Genomic DNA, 15,954 nt, shown 5'->3' with positions numbered 1-15,954 from the left:
TGGGCGTGCCCACCGCCATGTTCACGCCGCTGTTTGTCATCGCCCGCACCTCGGGCTGGTCCAGCCACGTCATCGAGCAGCGCATCGACGGCAAGATCATCCGTCCGAGCGCCAACTACGTCGGTCCCGAGGACCTCAAGTTCGTGCCGCTCAAGGATCGCCCATGACCATGAACACTCAATACCGCAAGCACCTGGCCGGCACCTCGCTGGACTACTTCGACACCCGCGAGGCGGTGGATGCCATCGCCCCCGGTGCCTACGCCAAGCTGCCCTATACCTCACGGGTACTGGCCGAACAGCTGGTGCGTCGCTGCGATCCGGCAGCGCTGAGCGACTCGCTCAAGCAGCTGATCGAGCGCAGGCGCGACCTGGACTTCCCCTGGTACCCGGCGCGCGTGGTCTGCCACGACATCCTCGGCCAGACCGCGCTGGTCGACCTGGCCGGCCTGCGTGATGCCATCGCCGAGCAGGGGGGCGACCCGTCCAAGGTCAACCCGGTGGTGCCGACCCAGCTGATCGTCGACCACTCGTTGGCCGTTGAGGCGGCGGGTTTCGATCCGGAGGCGTTCGAGAAGAACCGCGCCATCGAAGACCGGCGCAACGAGGACCGTTTCCACTTCATCGAGTGGACCAAGACGGCGTTCAAGAACGTCGACGTGATCCCGGCCGGCAACGGCATCATGCACCAGATCAACCTGGAGAAGATGAGCCCGGTGATCCAGGCGCGCGGCGGTGTGGCCTTCCCCGACACCTGCGTCGGCACCGACAGCCACACCCCCCATGTCGACGCCCTGGGCGTAATCGCCATCGGTGTCGGCGGCCTGGAGGCCGAGACCGTGATGCTGGGGCATCCGTCGATGATGCGCCTGCCCGATATCGTCGGTGTCAGGCTCAGCGGCAAGCGCCCGAGCGGCATCACCGCCACCGATATCGTCCTGGCCCTGACCGAGTTCCTGCGCAAGGAGCGAGTGGTCGGTGCCTGGGTCGAATTCTTCGGCGAGGGCGCCGACAGCCTGTCGATCGGCGACCGCGCGACCATCTCCAACATGTGCCCGGAGTACGGTGCCACCGCGGCGATGTTCTACATCGACCAGCAGACCATCGACTACCTCAAGCTCACCGGCCGCGAGCCGGAGCAGGTGGCCCTGGTGGAGAACTACGCCAAGACCACCGGCCTGTGGGCCGATGCCCTGGACAGCGCCGAGTACGAGCGCGTGCTGCGGTTCGATCTGAGCACGGTGGCACGCAACTTGGCCGGGCCATCCAACCCGCATCGCCGCCTGCCCACCTCGGCGCTGGCCGAGCGCGGCATCGCCGACGAGGCCAAGCTGGCCGCCGGCAAGATCGAGGAAGCCGAGGGGCTGATGCCCGATGGCGCGGTGATCATCGCCGCCATCACCAGCTGCACCAACACCTCCAACCCGCGCAACGTGGTGGCCGCCGGCCTCCTGGCGAAGAAGGCCAACGAGCTGGGCCTGCTGCGCAAGCCCTGGGTGAAGAGCTCCTTCGCGCCGGGCTCCAAGGTCGCCAAGCTGTACCTGGAAGAGGCCGGCCTGCTGGCTGAACTGGAGAAGCTCGGCTTCGGCATCGTCGCCTACGCCTGCACCACCTGTAACGGCATGTCCGGCGCGCTGGATCCGGTGATTCAGCAGGAAATCATCGACCGCGACCTCTATGCCACCGCCGTACTGAGCGGCAACCGCAACTTCGACGGCCGCATCCACCCCTACGCCAAGCAGGCCTTCCTGGCTTCGCCGCCGCTGGTGGTGGCCTATGCCATCGCCGGCACCGTGCGCTTCGACATCGAGCAGGATGTGCTGGGCCATGACCAGAACGGCAAGCCGGTGACCCTCAAGGATCTGTGGCCGAGCGACGAGGAGATCGACGCCATCGTCGCCGCCAGCGTCAAGCCGGAGCAGTTCCGCCAGGTCTACATCCCGATGTTCGACCTCGGCGCCGTGCAGGAGGCCGAGAGCCCGCTGTACGACTGGCGGCCGATGTCCACCTACATCCGCCGCCCGCCGTACTGGGAAGGCGCCCTGGCTGGCGAGCGCACGCTCAAGGGCATGCGTCCGCTGGCGGTGCTGCCCGACAACATCACCACCGACCACCTGTCGCCGTCCAACGCCATCCTGCTGGATTCGGCGGCGGGCGAGTACCTGCACAAGATGGGCTTGCCGGAAGAGGACTTCAATTCCTACGCCACCCACCGCGGCGACCACCTGACCGCGCAGCGCGCCACCTTCGCCAACCCGCAGCTGGTCAACGAGATGGCCGTGGTCGATGGCCAGGTGAAGAAGGGCTCCCTGGCCCGCGTGGAGCCGGAAGGCCAGGTCATGCGCATGTGGGAGGCCATAGAGACCTACATGGCGCGCAAGCAGAACCTGATCATCATCGCCGGTGCCGACTACGGCCAGGGCAGCTCGCGTGACTGGGCGGCCAAGGGCGTGCGCCTGGCCGGTGTCGAGGTGATCGCGGCCGAAGGCTTCGAACGCATCCACCGCACCAACTTGATCGGCATGGGCGTGCTGCCGCTGGAGTTCAAGCCGGGTACCACCCGCCTGACCCTGGGCATCGACGGCACCGAGACCTATGACGTACTCGGCGAGCGCAAGCCGCGCGCGGATCTGACCCTGGTGATCACCCGCCGCAACGGCGAGCGCGTCGACGTGCCGATGACCTGCCGCCTGGACAGCGACGAGGAGGTCTCGGTCTATGAGGCCGGCGGGGTGCTGCAACGCTTCGCCCAGGACTTCCTGGAATCGAACAGGGGCTGATTGGCCACCGGGGCGGTAACGCCCCGTTTTGCGTAGGGTGGATCACGCTATACCGATCCACCATGACCACCACCGAACGGTGGATGGAAAGAGCGCCATCCACCCCGCGCCCGGATAGCTTTCGGGCCACTTCTATCATTCAGCCAGGACCAAGCCATGGCTCAGCAACCCCAGATCAAGATTCCCGCCACCTATATGCGCGGCGGCACCAGCAAGGGCGTGTTCTTCCGCCTCGATGACCTGCCGCCGAGTTGCCAGGTGCCCGGCGCGGCCCGCGACAGGCTGTTCATGCGGGTGATCGGCAGCCCCGACCCCTATGCGGCGCATATCGACGGCATGGGCGGCGCCACCTCCAGCACCAGCAAGTGCGTGATTCTGTCCAAGAGCAGCCAGCCCGAGCACGACGTCGACTACCTCTACGGCCAGGTGTCCATCGACAAGGCCTTCGTCGACTGGAGCGGCAACTGCGGCAATCTCTCGACGGCGGCGGGCGCCTTCGCCCTGCACGCCGGCCTGGTCGATCCGGCGCGCATTCCAGACAACGGCATCTGCGTGGTGCGCATCTGGCAGGCCAACATCCAGAAAACCATCATCGCCCACGTACCGGTGACCAGCGGCCAGGTGCAGGAAACCGGCGACTTCGAGCTGGACGGGGTGACCTTTCCCGCCGCCGAGATCGTGCTGGAGTTCCTCGATCCGTCCGATGACGGCGAGGAGGGCGGCTCGATGTTCCCCACCGGCAACCTGGTCGACGAACTGGAAGTCCCAGGCATCGGTGCGCTGAAGGCGACCATGATCAGCGCCGGCATCCCCACTATCTTCGTCAATGCCGAGGAGATCGGCTACCAGGGCACCGAACTGCGCGAGCAGATCAACGGCAACCCCGAGGCCCTGGCCCGTTTCGAGGCCATCCGCGTGGCCGGCGCCCTGCGCATGGGCCTGATCAAGACCGCCGAGGAGGCAGCCACCCGCCAGCACACGCCGAAGATCGCCTTCGTCTCCTCGCCCAAGCCTTACAAGGCCTCCAGCGGCAAGCAGATCGAGGCCGGCGAGGTCGACCTGCTGGTGCGCGCCCTGTCCATGGGCAAGTTGCACCACGCCATGATGGGCACCTGCGCGGTGGCCATCGGCACCGCGGCAGCGGTTCCCGGCACCCTGGTCAACCTCGCGGCCGGCGGCGGTGCGCGCAGTGCGGTGCGTTTCGGTCATCCCTCGGGAACCCTGCGAGTCGGCGCCGAGGCCCGTCAGGTCGAGGGCGACTGGACGGTGACCAAGGCGATCATGAGTCGCAGCGCCCGGGTGCTGATGGAGGGCAGGGTGCGGGTGCCGGGGGATTCGTTCTAGCCGCGGCACACAGGCTACGCTGATACTGAGGCGCGGGGAGGTCGGCCCTGTCCGCGCAGGAGGTGTCGCCATGTCCGCCAGCTACGATGTGAATGTCCGCCCCGACTACGACCAGGTCCTGCAGGACATCGCCGACTATGTGCTCAACTACTGCATTGAATCGGCCGAGGCCCTGGAGACTGCGCGCTACTGCCTGATGGACAGCCTCGGGTGCGGCCTGCTGGCGCTGCGCTTTCCCGAGTGTACCAAGCACCTGGGGCCGCTGGTCGAGGGCACCGTCGTACCCTTCGGTGCGCGCGTGCCGGGTACCAGCTTTCGCCTGGACCCGGTCAAGGCCGCCTGGGACATCGGCTGCATGGTGCGCTGGCTGGACTACAACGACACCTGGCTGGCCGCCGAGTGGGGGCATCCGTCCGATAACCTCGGCGGCATTCTCGCTGTGGCCGACCACCTGTCGCAGAAGCGAGTGGCCCAGGGCGAGGCGCCGCTGCCCATGCGTGCGGTGCTCGAGGCCATGATCATGGCCCATGAGATCCAAGGGGTGATCGCCCTGGAGAATGCCTTCAACCGGGTCGGCTTGGATCACGTCATTCTGGTCAAGGTGGCTTCCGCCGCGGTTGGCGCCAAGCTGATGGGCGCTGACCGCGCGCAGCTGCTGTCGGCCCTGTCGCATGCCTTCGTCGATGGCCAGGCGCTACGCACCTACCGGCATGCGCCGAACGCCGGTTCGCGAAAGTCCTGGGCGGCTGGCGACGCCACCAGTCGCGGCGTGCGCCTGGCCGATATCGCCCTGCGCGGCGAGATGGGCATCCCCGGGGTACTGAGCGCGCCGCAGTGGGGCTTCTATGACGTATCGTTCAGCCATACCAGCCAGGACCTGGCAACCAAGCCGCTCGACCAGCGCCAGTTCCGCTTCCCCCAGGGCTATGCCAGATACGTGATGGAAAACGTGCTGTTCAAGATCAGCTTCCCCGCCGAGTTCCACGCGCAGACCGCCTGCGAGGCGGCGGTGACCCTGCACCCTCGGGTCAGGGACCGTCTGCACGAGATCGACAGGATCGTCATCAGTACCCAGGAGTCGGCGATCCGCATCATTTCCAAGGTGGGCAAGCTCGCCAACCCGGCCGACCGCGACCACTGCATCCAATACATGACCGCCGTGCCCCTGGCGTTCGGCGGCCTGGTGGCCGAGCACTACGAAGACGCCTTCCATGCCGCCCATCCGGTCATCGACCAGTTGCGCGACAAGATGGAGGTCGTCGAGGACCCGCGTTACAGCCGCGAGTACCTGGAGGCCGGCAAGCGTTCGATCGCCAATGCGGTGCAGGTGTTCTTCAAGGACGGCAGCTGCACCGAGAAGGTCGAGGTCGAGTACCCCGTTGGCCACCGTCGCCGGCGCGCCGAGGGCATTCCGCTGCTGGAGGACAAGTTCAAGGCCAACCTGGCGACCCGCTTCGCCGCGCGCCGCAGCGCCGAGATATTCGCGTTGTGCGCGGACCCGGCGCGCCTGGAAGCCACGCCGGTGCAGCGTTTCGTCGATCTCCTGGTGATCTGAGCTGGGCGATGCTCGACGGAAAAGCCTACTCGCTCAATACTCGACTGGATAGCAGTCCGCAGGAGATGAGGTCGTGCTTGCCCGGCGCCTGCGACAAAAGGTTGCACCTCAGGCGATGCGCAACCAAGAAAGCGCATAAAGAAGCCCGCATCACGCGGGCTTTTTCTCAAATTATCAAAGGCTTATGCCTGTTACTTCAAACGTCGCTCGACTCCTTTCTCCACCAGGATCTTGGCCGAAATTTCCTCCACCGAGAAATGCGTGGAGTTGATGAAGTTGATGTTCTCGCGGCGGAACAGGTTCTCCACCTCGCGCACCTCGAACTCGCATTGCGCGTAGCTGGCATAGCGGCTGTTGGGCTTGCGCTCGTTGCGAATCGCGGTGAGACGATCGGGGTCGATGGTCAGGCCGAACAGCTTGTCCTTGTACTTCTTCAGGGCGGCGGGCAGCTGCAGGCGCTCCATGTCGTCTTCGGTGAGCGGGTAGTTGGCCGCGCGAATGCCGTACTGCATGGCCATGTACAGGCAGGTCGGGGTCTTGCCGCAGCGCGACACACCGACCAGGATCAGGTCGGCCTTGTCGTAGTAGTGGGTGCGCGCGCCGTCGTCGTTGTCCAGGGCGAAGTTGACCGCCTCGATGCGCTCCATGTAGTTGGAGTTTTGCCCGATGGAGTGGGATTTGCCCACCGAATAGGACGAGTGTGAGGTCAGTTCCTGCTCCAGGGGGGCGAGGAAGGTCGAGAAGATGTCGATCATGAAGCCGTTGGACTGGGCCAGGATGTCGCGAATGTCCTGGTTGACGATGGTGTCGAAGATGATCGGCCGGCAGCCGTCATTCTCGGCAGCATTGTTGATTTGTTGTACCATGGCGCGCGCTTTTTCCACGCTGTCGATGTAGGGGCGCGTGAGTTTGGTGAAGCCGATGCTGTCAAATTGCGCCAGCAGGCTTTGGCCCAGCGCCTCGGCCGTGATGCCGGTGCCGTCGGAGATAAAGAAAGCGGTTCGTTTCATTTGCGCCATGGGCCTTAAGCTGGGAACGATTCTTGGCTATCATAGGCCCGCTTTTGCAGGGCCGAACTGGCCTGCATTGTTACTTATTTTCCAGGGCCAGGCCACAACCGCGCGGGCTAGCACCGCCGAGTTTCCCCAGCCCCTTGAGCTTTTCCTACACCATAAGTGGAGAGATCACCTTGGTAGAGTACGTAGTTTCCCTCGATAAGCTCGGCAATCACGATGTTGAGCATGTGGGGGGCAAGAACGCATCCCTCGGCGAGATGATCAGCAACCTCGCAGGTGCTGGCGTTTCGGTTCCAGGTGGTTTTGCCACTACCGCTCAGGCCTACCGCGATTTTCTCGAGCAGAGCGGCCTCAACGCCCAGATCCACGCCGCCCTGGACGCCCTCGACGTCGATGACGTCAACGCCCTGGCCAAGACCGGCGCGCAGATTCGCCAGTGGGTGATGGAGGCCGAGCTTCCGACCGAACTGGACAAGCAGATTCGCGTCGCCTTCGCAGAAATGGCCGGCGGCAACGACAACATGGCCGTGGCCGTACGCTCCTCGGCCACGGCCGAAGACCTGCCGGACGCGTCCTTTGCCGGCCAGCAGGAAACCTTCCTGAATATCCGCGGCGTGGACAACGTGATTCGCGCCGCCAAGGAGGTATTCGCCTCGCTGTTCAACGACCGCGCCATTGCCTACCGCGTGCACCAGGGCTTCGACCACAAGCTGGTCGCCCTGTCCGCAGGGGTGCAGCGCATGGTCCGTTCGGAAACCGGCACCGCCGGGGTGATGTTCACCCTCGACACCGAGTCGGGCTTCCGCGACGTGGTGTTCATCACCGGCGCCTACGGCCTGGGTGAAACCGTGGTCCAGGGTGCGGTCAACCCCGACGAATTCTACGTCCACAAGCAGACCCTGGAAGCCGGTCGCCCGGCCATCCTGCGCCGCAACCTGGGCAGCAAGGCGATCAAGATGGTCTATGGCGATGAAGCCAAGGCCGGCAAGTCGGTCAAGGTGGTCGATGTCGATCGCGCCGATCGCGCCCGTTTCTGTCTGACCGACGCCGAGGTCAGCGAGCTGGCCAAGCAGGCCATGATCATCGAGAAGCACTACGGCCGACCGATGGACATCGAGTGGGCCAAGGACGGAGACGACGACAAGCTGTACATCGTCCAGGCCCGTCCCGAAACCGTGAAGAGCCGCACCAACGTCAACGTGATGGAGCGCTACCTGCTCAAGGAAACCGGCACCGTGCTGGTCGAGGGGCGTGCCATCGGCCAGAAGATCGGCGCCGGCAAGGTGCGGGTGATCAACGACATCGCCGAGATGGACAAGGTCCAGCCGGGCGACGTGCTGGTCTCCGACATGACCGACCCGGATTGGGAACCGGTGATGAAACGCGCCAGCGCCATCGTCACCAACCGCGGTGGTCGTACCTGTCACGCGGCGATCATCGCCCGCGAACTGGGAATTCCGGCCGTGGTCGGCTGCGGCAATGCGACCCAGGTGCTCACCGATGGCCAGGGCGTTACCGTGTCCTGCGCCGAGGGCGACACCGGCTTCATCTTCGAGGGCGAGCTGGGCTTCGATGTGCGCACCAATTCGGTGGACGCCATGCCGGATTTGCCGTTCAAGATCATGATGAACGTCGGTAACCCGGATCGCGCCTTCGATTTCGCCCAGCTGCCCAACGCCGGTGTCGGCCTGGCGCGCCTGGAGTTCATCATCAACCGCATGATCGGCGTGCACCCCAAGGCGCTGCTGAACTTCGCCGGCCTGCCGGCCGAGATCAAGGACAGCGTCGAGAAGCGCACTGCCGGCTACGCCGACCCGGTGGACTTCTACGTCGAGAAGCTGGTCGAGGGTATCAGCACCCTGGCCGCGGCCTTCTGGCCGAAGAAGGTCATCGTGCGCCTGTCGGACTTCAAGTCCAACGAGTACGCCAACCTGATCGGCGGCAAGCTGTATGAGCCGGAAGAAGAGAACCCGATGCTCGGCTTCCGCGGCGCCTCGCGTTACATCAGCGAATCCTTCCGCGACTGCTTCGAGCTGGAATGCCGGGCGATGAAGAAGGTGCGCAACGAGATGGGCCTGACCAACGTCGAGATCATGGTGCCGTTCGTGCGCACCCTCGGCGAAGCCAGCCAGGTGGTCGAACTGCTCGCCAGCAATGGCCTCAAGCGCGGCGAGAACGGCCTGCGGGTGATCATGATGTGCGAGCTGCCGTCCAACGCGATTCTCGCCGAAGAGTTCCTCGAGCATTTCGACGGCTTCTCCATCGGTTCCAACGACCTGACCCAGCTGACCCTGGGCCTGGATCGCGACTCCGGCATCGTCGCCCACCTGTTCGATGAGCGTAATCCGGCGGTGAAGAAGCTGCTGGCCAATGCCATTGCCGCCTGCAACAAGGCCGGCAAGTACATCGGCATCTGCGGGCAGGGGCCTTCGGACCACCCGGATCTGGCGCGCTGGCTGATGGAGCAGGGCATCGAAAGCGTCTCGTTGAACCCGGATTCGGTACTGGATACCTGGTTCTTCCTGGCCGAAGGCCAGCCGGCCTGATCGACCGCTTACTTCCTTGTTCAAGGGCAGGTCGATCCTGCCCTTTTTTGTGCCAGAGCGAAGATGCAGAGTAGCAGCGTGCTTTTCCCCGTCGCCCTGGTCAGCGCGGAGTTTCGCGGTGACCTGAGCGAGGATGTCTATCGCCTCAAGCCGGGCAACAGTCCGGATCCGAGCGTCGAGCTGGCGCTGACCCGGCTCGGCCGAGTCGGCCACGAGGCTCATCGCGGCGTGCCGGTGATCCTGATTCCCGGGAGTTTTTCCAACCGTCGTTTCTGGTATTCGCCCAAGGGCATCGGCCTGGGGCCCCATCTGGCGCGTGCCGGTTTCGACGTGTGGATCGCCGAAATGCGCGGTCACGGGCTGTCGCCACGCAACCGGGGCTACCGGCACAACACCGTCAGGGACTACGTGCGCTACGACTTGCCGGCCATTGGCGCCTTCGTCTTCGAGCAGAACCCGCAGCCGGCGCATTGGCTGGGCCACTCGCTGGGTGGGATCACCCTGGCCGGCGCATTGGGCGGGGGCTATCTGGATGAGGCGCAGATGGCCTCGGTGGCGCTGTTCGGCAGTCAGATCAGTCGCATCTACTGGCCGCTGAAGCTGCCGCCGGTGGAGTGGGGCGGGCGCCTGCTGCTCAAGCGCTTTGCCCTGGTGTCGGGTTCGCGGCTCAGGCGTGGTCCCGAGGACGAGCCGATCGGCCTGGTGCTGGAGAGCCTGCGTTGGCACGGCTTGTTCGGCCGTTTCGGTGACGAGCAGCGTGACTGGTGGGCGGGTCTGTGTACGGTGCGTGTGCCGGTGATGGCGGTGGCGGCGGCGGGCGATCGGCAGGACCCGGCTTGGGCCTGCCGCAAGCTGCTCGAGCAGTTCGGCTCGGCGATCCGCGAGTATGTCTGCCTGGGCAAGCAGCAGGGCTTCTCCAGCGACTTCGGGCATGTCGAGATGCTGGTTAGCAAGCAGGCGCAGGCCGAGGTCTGGCCGCTGGTGGAGCGCTGGCTGCGCGATGGCTCGCCGGTGCCATGCCAGGCGGCAACGGGAGAGCTCGAGATACCATCCTAGGGGCTATCCGGCTAAGATGTGACGCTAGTCGGCGAGATGGTCACTTTTTGTGGTCGGCGGGGGTGGGTGTTCGTTGTCCTGGGGCGCTTGCTGAGCCTCGAGGAAGGCTGTCGCCAGGCCGGGGTCGCAGCCTTCTGTCTCTGGTCGGCGAGGGGCGCACCTGATGGCTGGAGAACCGCTGCCCGCACCAGCGCGCACCCCCGTTCAACACCACTCGAGGCAGTACCCTGCTGCGCTGTGCGCGTCAGGGCGTCGCGTTCGACCTGAGTCGTGGGCGGGCGCTGAATGCACCCCACGCCGGTCTCGTTCGGCTGCCGCTGGCCTGTGCTGCCGATCGCCTCGGCATCGAGCTGTAGTACCCGATTTCCATCCTCTTCAAGGAGCTTTGCCATGCATTACATCACCCCCGACCTGTGTGACGCCTATCCGGAACTGGTGCAGGTCGTCGAGCCGATGTTCAGCAACTTCGGCGGTCGCGATTCCTTCGGTGGCGAGATCGTCACCGTCAAGTGCTTCGAGGACAACTCGCGGGTCAAGGAACTGGTCGAGGAGCCTGGCCAGGGCAAGGTCATGGTGGTCGATGGCGGCGCTTCCATGCGCCGTGCGCTGCTCGGCGACATGCTCGCTGAAAAGGCGGCGAAGAATGGCTGGGAAGGCATAGTGGTCTATGGCTGCGTGCGCGATGTCGATGTGCTGGCGCAGACCGACCTCGGCATCCAGGCCCTGGCCAGCCATCCGATGAAGACCGACAAGCGCGGCATCGGCGACCTCAATGTTGCGGTGACCTTCGGCGGCATCACCTTCCGCCCGGGCGACTACCTGTACGCTGACAACAACGGCATCATCGTCTCGCCCAGCGCCCTGACGATGCCGGAGTAGCCGATGCCGGGGCGAATAGCCATGCACGAGACCGACAGCGCCAGGGGCTTGGTGCACGCCTTCGTCCTGGATGGGCGGGGCGGCGCCCGCGCGATCGGCCACGAGGATTTGGCCGAACTGCAGTTGGCCGAACAGGAGAGCCTGTGGCTGCACTGGGACCGCAGCCATCCGCAGACCCAGGCCTGGCTGCGTGGCGAAAGCGGGCTCGGCGAGTTCGCCTGTGACCTGTTGCTGGAGGAAAATACCCGGCCGCGCCTGCTCTGCCTGCCCAGCCACGACCTACTGCTGTTTCTGCGCGGGGTCAACCTCAATCCCGGGGCCGAGCCCGAGGACATGGTCTCGGTGCGCATCTTCGCCGATGCGCGGCGCGCCATCTCCCTGCGCATGCGCCCCTTGCGGGCGACCGAGGATGTCATTCGCGAGCTACAGGCCGGCACCGGCCCGAAGACCTCCTCCGAGCTGATACTCAGCCTGGCCGATCACCTGACCGACAAGGTCGATGCCCTGGTCACCGAGTTGGCCGATCGGGTCGATGCCCAGGAGGACCTGATCGACGCCGACGAGCGGCATATGCCCAACCATGATCAGCTGCTGCAGCTGCGCCGCCGGGCCGCCGGGCTGCGCCGCTTTCTTGCGCCGCAGCGGGATATCTACGCGCAACTCAGTCGCAATCAGGTGCCCTGGTTCATGGCCGACGACAGCGACTACTGGAACGAGCTGCACAACCGCCTGACCCGTTATCTCGAAGAGCTCGAACTGACGCGCGAGCGGGTCAGCCTGGTGCTGGATGCCGAGAGCCGGCGGATGGACGAGCGGATGAACCGCATCATGTACCGCTTCAGCATCATCACCATGGTGTTCCTGCCCATGAGTTTTCTCACCGGCCTGCTGGGCATCAACGTCGGCGGCATGCCCGGCGCGGACAGCACCTACGGCTTCCTCGTCGCCTGCCTGCTCATGGCAGCCATCGGCCTCGGCCAGTGGTGGTTGTTCCGCCGCTGGCGCTGGCTCTGATGTGACTCGATGACGGCTCATCTCGTCTAGCCGAAACGTCCTGTGAGGTGCTTTCATGCACGATCCATTCGAACAATCACTGCGCGATTTGCTCAACTCCTCTCCGTCCGATCATGACGATGATGCCTGTCTGCACCGCGTATTGAAGACCGCCAACCGCCAGGTTGGCGCGGGCGATCTGTTCAGCCTGATGGGGCATTGGCTCGGTGCGCTGATGATCGCCCTGAACAATGGATCTGCGCACGTATCGCCGGTATCGCGCCGCCACTCTACCGCTCGTTCTCCCGATAAGGCTGACTGAAATGGAACTCGACCCCTGGACTCATAGCCTGATTAGCGCGATGACCGCACTCTGGACCAAGGTTGCCGGTTTTATTCCGAACCTGTTCGTCGCGTTGATCCTGGTGCTGCTCGGTTTTGTCGTGGCCAAGTTGCTCGACACCCTGTTGTCGAAATTGCTCGGCAAGCTGGGGCTGGACCGCCTGATGGCCGGTACCGGCCTGACCAAGCTGCTGGGGCGCGCCGGTATCCAGGTGCCGGTATCGACCCTGGTCGGCAAGATCGTCTACTGGTTCGTCTTGTTGATCTTCCTCGTGTCGGCCGCCGAATCGCTCGGCCTGGAGCGGGTCTCGGCGACCCTCGACGTATTGGCCCTGTATCTGCCGAAGGTGTTCGGCGCCGCACTGGTACTGCTCGCCGGGGTACTGCTGGCACAGCTGGTCAGCGGGGTGGTGCGTGGCGCCGCCGAGGGCGTTGGCCTCGACTACGCCCACGGGCTCGGACGAATCGCCCAGGGCTTGGTGATCATCATCAGCATTTCGGTGGCGATCGGCCAACTGGAGGTCAAGACCGACCTGCTGAACAACGTCATCGCCATCGTGCTGATCTCGGTCGGCCTGGCGGTGGCGCTGGCATTGGGCCTGGGCAGCCGGGAAATCGCCGCGCAGATCCTCGCCGGCATCTACGTGCGAGAGCTGTATCAGGTTGGGCAACAGGTTCAGATCGGCGAGGTCGAAGGGCAGATCGAGGAAATTGGCACGGTCAAGACCATTGTCCTGACCGAGGAGGGCGAGTTGGTCTCCGTGGCCAATCGCACCATGCTCGAACAGCGAGTCAGCAGCCGCTAAGGCATCAATCCCTGCTACTCTATGCCGCCATCCCCGCAGGCTGTTATATCCCGGCGGGGACGGTCTTTGTCCCGACTGTCGGCTCGACTCGTTTTGAATAAAGCCCAATCGCTGTCCATGCGCTATGACCCCCGCGAGCTCTCGGATGAGGAGCTGGTGGCGCGCGCGCATGACGAGTTGTTTCATGTTACCCGTGCCTATGAAGAACTGATGCGTCGCTATCAGCGCACCCTGTTCAATGTTTGTGCACGCTATTTGGGGAACGAACGGGACGCCGACGATGTCTGTCAGGAGGTCATGCTTAAAGTTCTCTACGGTTTGAAGAACTTTGAAGGCAAGTCGAAATTCAAGACTTGGCTATACAGCATTACCTACAACGAGTGTATTACCCAGTACCGCAAGGAGCGGCGCAAGCGTCGCTTGATGGATGCGCTGAGTCTGGATCCGCTGGAGGAGGCGTCGGAAGAAAAGGCGCCGAAAGTAGAGGATCGTGCGGGACTGGATCGCTGGCTGGTGCATGTCAATCCGATCGACCGGGAAATTCTGGTGCTGCGCTTTGTCGCAGAGCTGGAGTTCCAGGAGATTGCCGACATCATGCACATGGGCCTGAGCGCTACGAAAATGCGCTATAAACGTGCACTCGATCGATTGCGCGAAAAGTTTTCAGGCGTTACCGAAAGTTAATTTATTTTTAGTGCACATCTCTTATTCGTAACGGCCAGTTCTGCTAAGCTCGCCGCCGATTTGTGTGCCCTCGTGTTCGCAACTCAATCAATCACCAAGATGGAATCTTACGCATGAATCTGAAAAACACCTTAGGCGTAGTCATTGGCTCTTTTGTTGCTGCTTCCTCTATGGGTGCGCTGGCTCAAGGCCAAGGCGCAGTCGAGGTGGAAGCTTTCGGCAAGCGCTACATGACCGACAGCTCTAGCGACATGTCCAACGGCAATCTGCTGGGCGGGTCCGTTGGCTATTACCTGACCGATGACGTCTCGCTGGGTCTTTCCTACGGCGAATACCACGACATCCGTTCGGAAAACGGTACTGGCAACAAGAACATCAAGGGCAATCTGGCAGGCCTGGACGCCACCTACCACTTCGGTGGTCAGGACGAGGCGCTGCGCCCCTACGTATCCGCGGGTGTTGCCCACCAGAACATCAGCAACGTACCGGCGCGTACCGGTCGTGATCACTCCACCTTCGCCAATGTCGGCACCGGGGTGAAGTACTTCTTCAACGACAACTTCTACGCTCGCGCCGGCCTGGATGGCATGTACAACATCGACGCCAATCAGACCGAATGGGCTGCCGGCATGGGCGTGGGCATGAACTTCGGTGGCGGTAGCAAGCCGGCTCCGGCGCCAGCGCCTGTTGCTGCTCCCGAGCCGATGCCTGAGCCTGTTGCGCAGGTGGAAGAGCCGATGGAAATGGTTCGCGTCGAACTGGACGTCAAGTTCGACTTCGACAAGGCCCAGGTCAAGCAAGAGAGCTACGGTGACATCAAGAGCCTGGCCGACTTCATGAACCAGTACCCGCAGACCACCACTACCGTGGAAGGTCACACCGACTCCAAGGGTAGCGACGCCTACAACCAGAAGTTGTCCGAGCAGCGTGCCAATGCCGTTCGCGCAGTGCTGGTCAATCAGTACGGCGTACCGGCCGAGCGCGTCAATGCCGCCGGTTACGGCGAGTCGCGTCCGGTTGCCGACAACGCCACCGACGCCGGCCGCGCGATCAACCGTCGCGTAGAAGCCGAAGTGGAAGCGCAGATCAAGCAGTAATCGATCTGCTGCAGTAGAGAAACCCGGCTTCGGCCGGGTTTTTCTTTGCCCAGAAAAAAGCCCGGCCAGAGGCCGGGCAAGAACAACTCCGCAGGAGCGAAGCGGTTAGGCGCTGGCTGCCATTGGCAGTATTTGTTGTGCGGCGGCGACCTCGCCGATCACCAGGATGGCCGGGCTCTGCAGGGCGAATGCCTCGGCGTCCAGCTGCATCGCCGCCAGGCTGCTGCGGCACTCGCGTTGCTGCGGCAGGGAGGCGTTCTCGATCATGGCCACCGGCATGTCGGCACGCATGCCGCCGGCCAGCAGGCTGGCGCGAATTTCCGCCAGTTTCGCCACGCCCATGTAGACCACCAGGGTAGTGCCGCCCTGGGCCAGCGCCTGCCAGTTCAGGCGGCTGTCGTCCTGGGTGTGGGCGGTGACCAGGGTCACGCCGCGGGCCACGCCGCGCAGGGTCAGCGGGATGCCGCACTGGGTGGCGCCGGCCAGCCCGGCGGTGATGCCGTTGACCATTTCCACCTCGATGCCGTGGGCATTCAGCCAGTCGGCTTCTTCGCTGCCGCGGCCGAAGATGCACGGATCGCCGCCCTTCAGACGCACCACGCACTTGCCCTGGCGCGCGTAGCGCAGCATCAGGCGGTGGATGAAGGCCTGCGGGGTGGAACGGCAACCGCCACGCTTGCCCACCGGCACTATCCGGGCGCCCGGGCAGTGTTCCAGCACGGCCGGGTTGACCAGATCGTCGATCAGCACGATCTCGGCCTGGCCCAGGGCCTTCACGGCCTTGAGGGTCAAGAGTTCCGGATCGCCGGGGCCGGCGCCCACCAGCCAGACTTTCGCGCTCATATCAGGTACCTCGC

14 protein-coding genes are annotated in these 15,954 nt (G+C 64.2%); 12 read left to right on the top strand and 2 right to left on the bottom strand.

Annotation, left to right across the window (positions count from 1 at the left end):
• The 4 genes from AB5S05_RS20740 to prpD form a co-directional block, all read left to right on the top strand.
• Positions 1 to 167, top strand: a 167-nt coding sequence (locus tag AB5S05_RS20740; protein WP_369289423.1) for a citrate/2-methylcitrate synthase, incomplete at its 5' end; no start/stop codon positions are given.
• A 2-nt stretch (positions 168 to 169) separates the two neighbouring features.
• Positions 170 to 2,779: a Fe/S-dependent 2-methylisocitrate dehydratase AcnD gene (gene acnD / locus AB5S05_RS20735; RefSeq protein ID WP_369289422.1), complete on the top strand. Its 2,610-nt coding sequence runs from the start codon at positions 170 to 172 to the stop codon at positions 2,777 to 2,779.
• Between the two features lie 156 nt (positions 2,780 to 2,935).
• Positions 2,936 to 4,123 carry a 2-methylaconitate cis-trans isomerase PrpF gene (prpF, locus tag AB5S05_RS20730; protein WP_369289421.1) on the top strand — a complete coding sequence of 396 codons (1,188 nt, stop codon included), beginning with the start codon at positions 2,936 to 2,938 and terminating at the stop codon, positions 4,121 to 4,123.
• A gap of 70 nt (positions 4,124 to 4,193) precedes the next feature.
• Complete coding sequence (gene prpD, locus AB5S05_RS20725; RefSeq protein WP_369289420.1) at positions 4,194 to 5,678, top strand: 2-methylcitrate dehydratase; 1,485 nt, start codon at positions 4,194 to 4,196, stop codon at positions 5,676 to 5,678.
• Positions 5,679 to 5,869: 191 nt separating this feature from the next.
• Here the strand turns inward: prpD and ppsR are convergent, their stop codons facing one another.
• Positions 5,870 to 6,688 carry a posphoenolpyruvate synthetase regulatory kinase/phosphorylase PpsR gene (gene ppsR / locus AB5S05_RS20720; RefSeq protein ID WP_369289419.1) on the bottom strand — a complete coding sequence of 273 codons (819 nt, stop codon included), beginning with the start codon at positions 6,686 to 6,688 and terminating at the stop codon, positions 5,870 to 5,872.
• Positions 6,689 to 6,867: 179 nt separating this feature from the next.
• On the opposite strand from ppsR, the gene ppsA reads away from it, so the two are divergent.
• From ppsA to AB5S05_RS20680, 8 genes are all read left to right on the top strand, one after another.
• Positions 6,868 to 9,240, top strand: coding sequence for a phosphoenolpyruvate synthase (gene ppsA, locus AB5S05_RS20715; RefSeq protein WP_369289418.1), 2,373 nt, complete (start codon positions 6,868 to 6,870; stop codon positions 9,238 to 9,240).
• 63 nt (positions 9,241 to 9,303) lie between these two features.
• Positions 9,304 to 10,296 carry an alpha/beta fold hydrolase gene (locus AB5S05_RS20710; RefSeq protein WP_369289417.1) on the top strand — a complete coding sequence of 331 codons (993 nt, stop codon included), beginning with the start codon at positions 9,304 to 9,306 and terminating at the stop codon, positions 10,294 to 10,296.
• Between the two features lie 390 nt (positions 10,297 to 10,686).
• Positions 10,687 to 11,175, top strand: coding sequence for a ribonuclease E activity regulator RraA (gene rraA, locus AB5S05_RS20705; protein WP_369289416.1), 489 nt, complete (start codon positions 10,687 to 10,689; stop codon positions 11,173 to 11,175).
• 21 nt (positions 11,176 to 11,196) lie between these two features.
• On the top strand, positions 11,197 to 12,189 hold the full coding sequence (gene cmaX, locus AB5S05_RS20700; RefSeq protein ID WP_369289415.1) for a divalent cation transporter CmaX: 993 nt from the start codon (positions 11,197 to 11,199) through the stop codon (positions 12,187 to 12,189).
• A gap of 55 nt (positions 12,190 to 12,244) precedes the next feature.
• Positions 12,245 to 12,490, top strand: coding sequence for a CrfX protein (locus AB5S05_RS20695; RefSeq protein ID WP_369289414.1), 246 nt, complete (start codon positions 12,245 to 12,247; stop codon positions 12,488 to 12,490).
• Position 12,491: 1 nt separating this feature from the next.
• Positions 12,492 to 13,316: a mechanosensitive ion channel family protein gene (locus AB5S05_RS20690; RefSeq protein WP_369289413.1), complete on the top strand. Its 825-nt coding sequence runs from the start codon at positions 12,492 to 12,494 to the stop codon at positions 13,314 to 13,316.
• A gap of 93 nt (positions 13,317 to 13,409) precedes the next feature.
• Positions 13,410 to 14,000 carry an RNA polymerase sigma factor SigX gene (gene sigX, locus AB5S05_RS20685; protein ID WP_369289412.1) on the top strand — a complete coding sequence of 197 codons (591 nt, stop codon included), beginning with the start codon at positions 13,410 to 13,412 and terminating at the stop codon, positions 13,998 to 14,000.
• A 113-nt stretch (positions 14,001 to 14,113) separates the two neighbouring features.
• Positions 14,114 to 15,097, top strand: a complete 984-nt coding sequence (locus AB5S05_RS20680) for an OmpA family protein (protein ID WP_369289411.1) — start codon at positions 14,114 to 14,116, stop codon at positions 15,095 to 15,097.
• 105 nt (positions 15,098 to 15,202) lie between these two features.
• Here AB5S05_RS20680 and cobA read toward each other — a convergent pair whose 3' ends face one another.
• Positions 15,203 to 15,940 (bottom strand): uroporphyrinogen-III C-methyltransferase, encoded by a 738-nt coding sequence (gene cobA / locus AB5S05_RS20675; protein ID WP_369289410.1) that lies wholly within the window; start codon positions 15,938 to 15,940, stop codon positions 15,203 to 15,205.
• Between the last annotated feature and the right edge of the window lie 14 nt (positions 15,941 to 15,954).

The organism is Pseudomonas zhanjiangensis, from assembly GCF_041027545.1.
In the GTDB taxonomy this organism is placed as follows: Bacteria; Pseudomonadota; Gammaproteobacteria; order Pseudomonadales; family Pseudomonadaceae; genus Aquipseudomonas; species Aquipseudomonas zhanjiangensis.
Note: the sequence above shows the minus strand (reverse complement) of the source record. Positions and strands in the feature narration are given on the sequence as shown.

Excerpts from the sequence above, each read along its gene's own strand:
- acnD (WP_369289422.1), top strand. The coding sequence starts at position 170 with ATGAACACTCAATACCGCAAGCACCTGGCCGGCACCTCGCTGGACTAC.
- prpF (WP_369289421.1), top strand. The coding sequence starts at position 2,936 with ATGGCTCAGCAACCCCAGATCAAGATTCCCGCCACCTATATGCGCGGC.
- prpD (WP_369289420.1), top strand. The coding sequence starts at position 4,194 with ATGTCCGCCAGCTACGATGTGAATGTCCGCCCCGACTACGACCAGGTC.
- ppsR (WP_369289419.1), bottom strand. The coding sequence starts at position 6,688 with ATGAAACGAACCGCTTTCTTTATCTCCGACGGCACCGGCATCACGGCC.
- AB5S05_RS20710 (WP_369289417.1), top strand. The coding sequence starts at position 9,304 with ATGCAGAGTAGCAGCGTGCTTTTCCCCGTCGCCCTGGTCAGCGCGGAG.
- rraA (WP_369289416.1), top strand. The coding sequence starts at position 10,687 with ATGCATTACATCACCCCCGACCTGTGTGACGCCTATCCGGAACTGGTG.
- cmaX (WP_369289415.1), top strand. The coding sequence starts at position 11,197 with ATGCACGAGACCGACAGCGCCAGGGGCTTGGTGCACGCCTTCGTCCTG.
- AB5S05_RS20695 (WP_369289414.1), top strand. The coding sequence starts at position 12,245 with ATGCACGATCCATTCGAACAATCACTGCGCGATTTGCTCAACTCCTCT.
- AB5S05_RS20690 (WP_369289413.1), top strand. The coding sequence starts at position 12,492 with ATGGAACTCGACCCCTGGACTCATAGCCTGATTAGCGCGATGACCGCA.
- AB5S05_RS20680 (WP_369289411.1), top strand. The coding sequence starts at position 14,114 with ATGAATCTGAAAAACACCTTAGGCGTAGTCATTGGCTCTTTTGTTGCT.
- cobA (WP_369289410.1), bottom strand. The coding sequence starts at position 15,940 with ATGAGCGCGAAAGTCTGGCTGGTGGGCGCCGGCCCCGGCGATCCGGAA.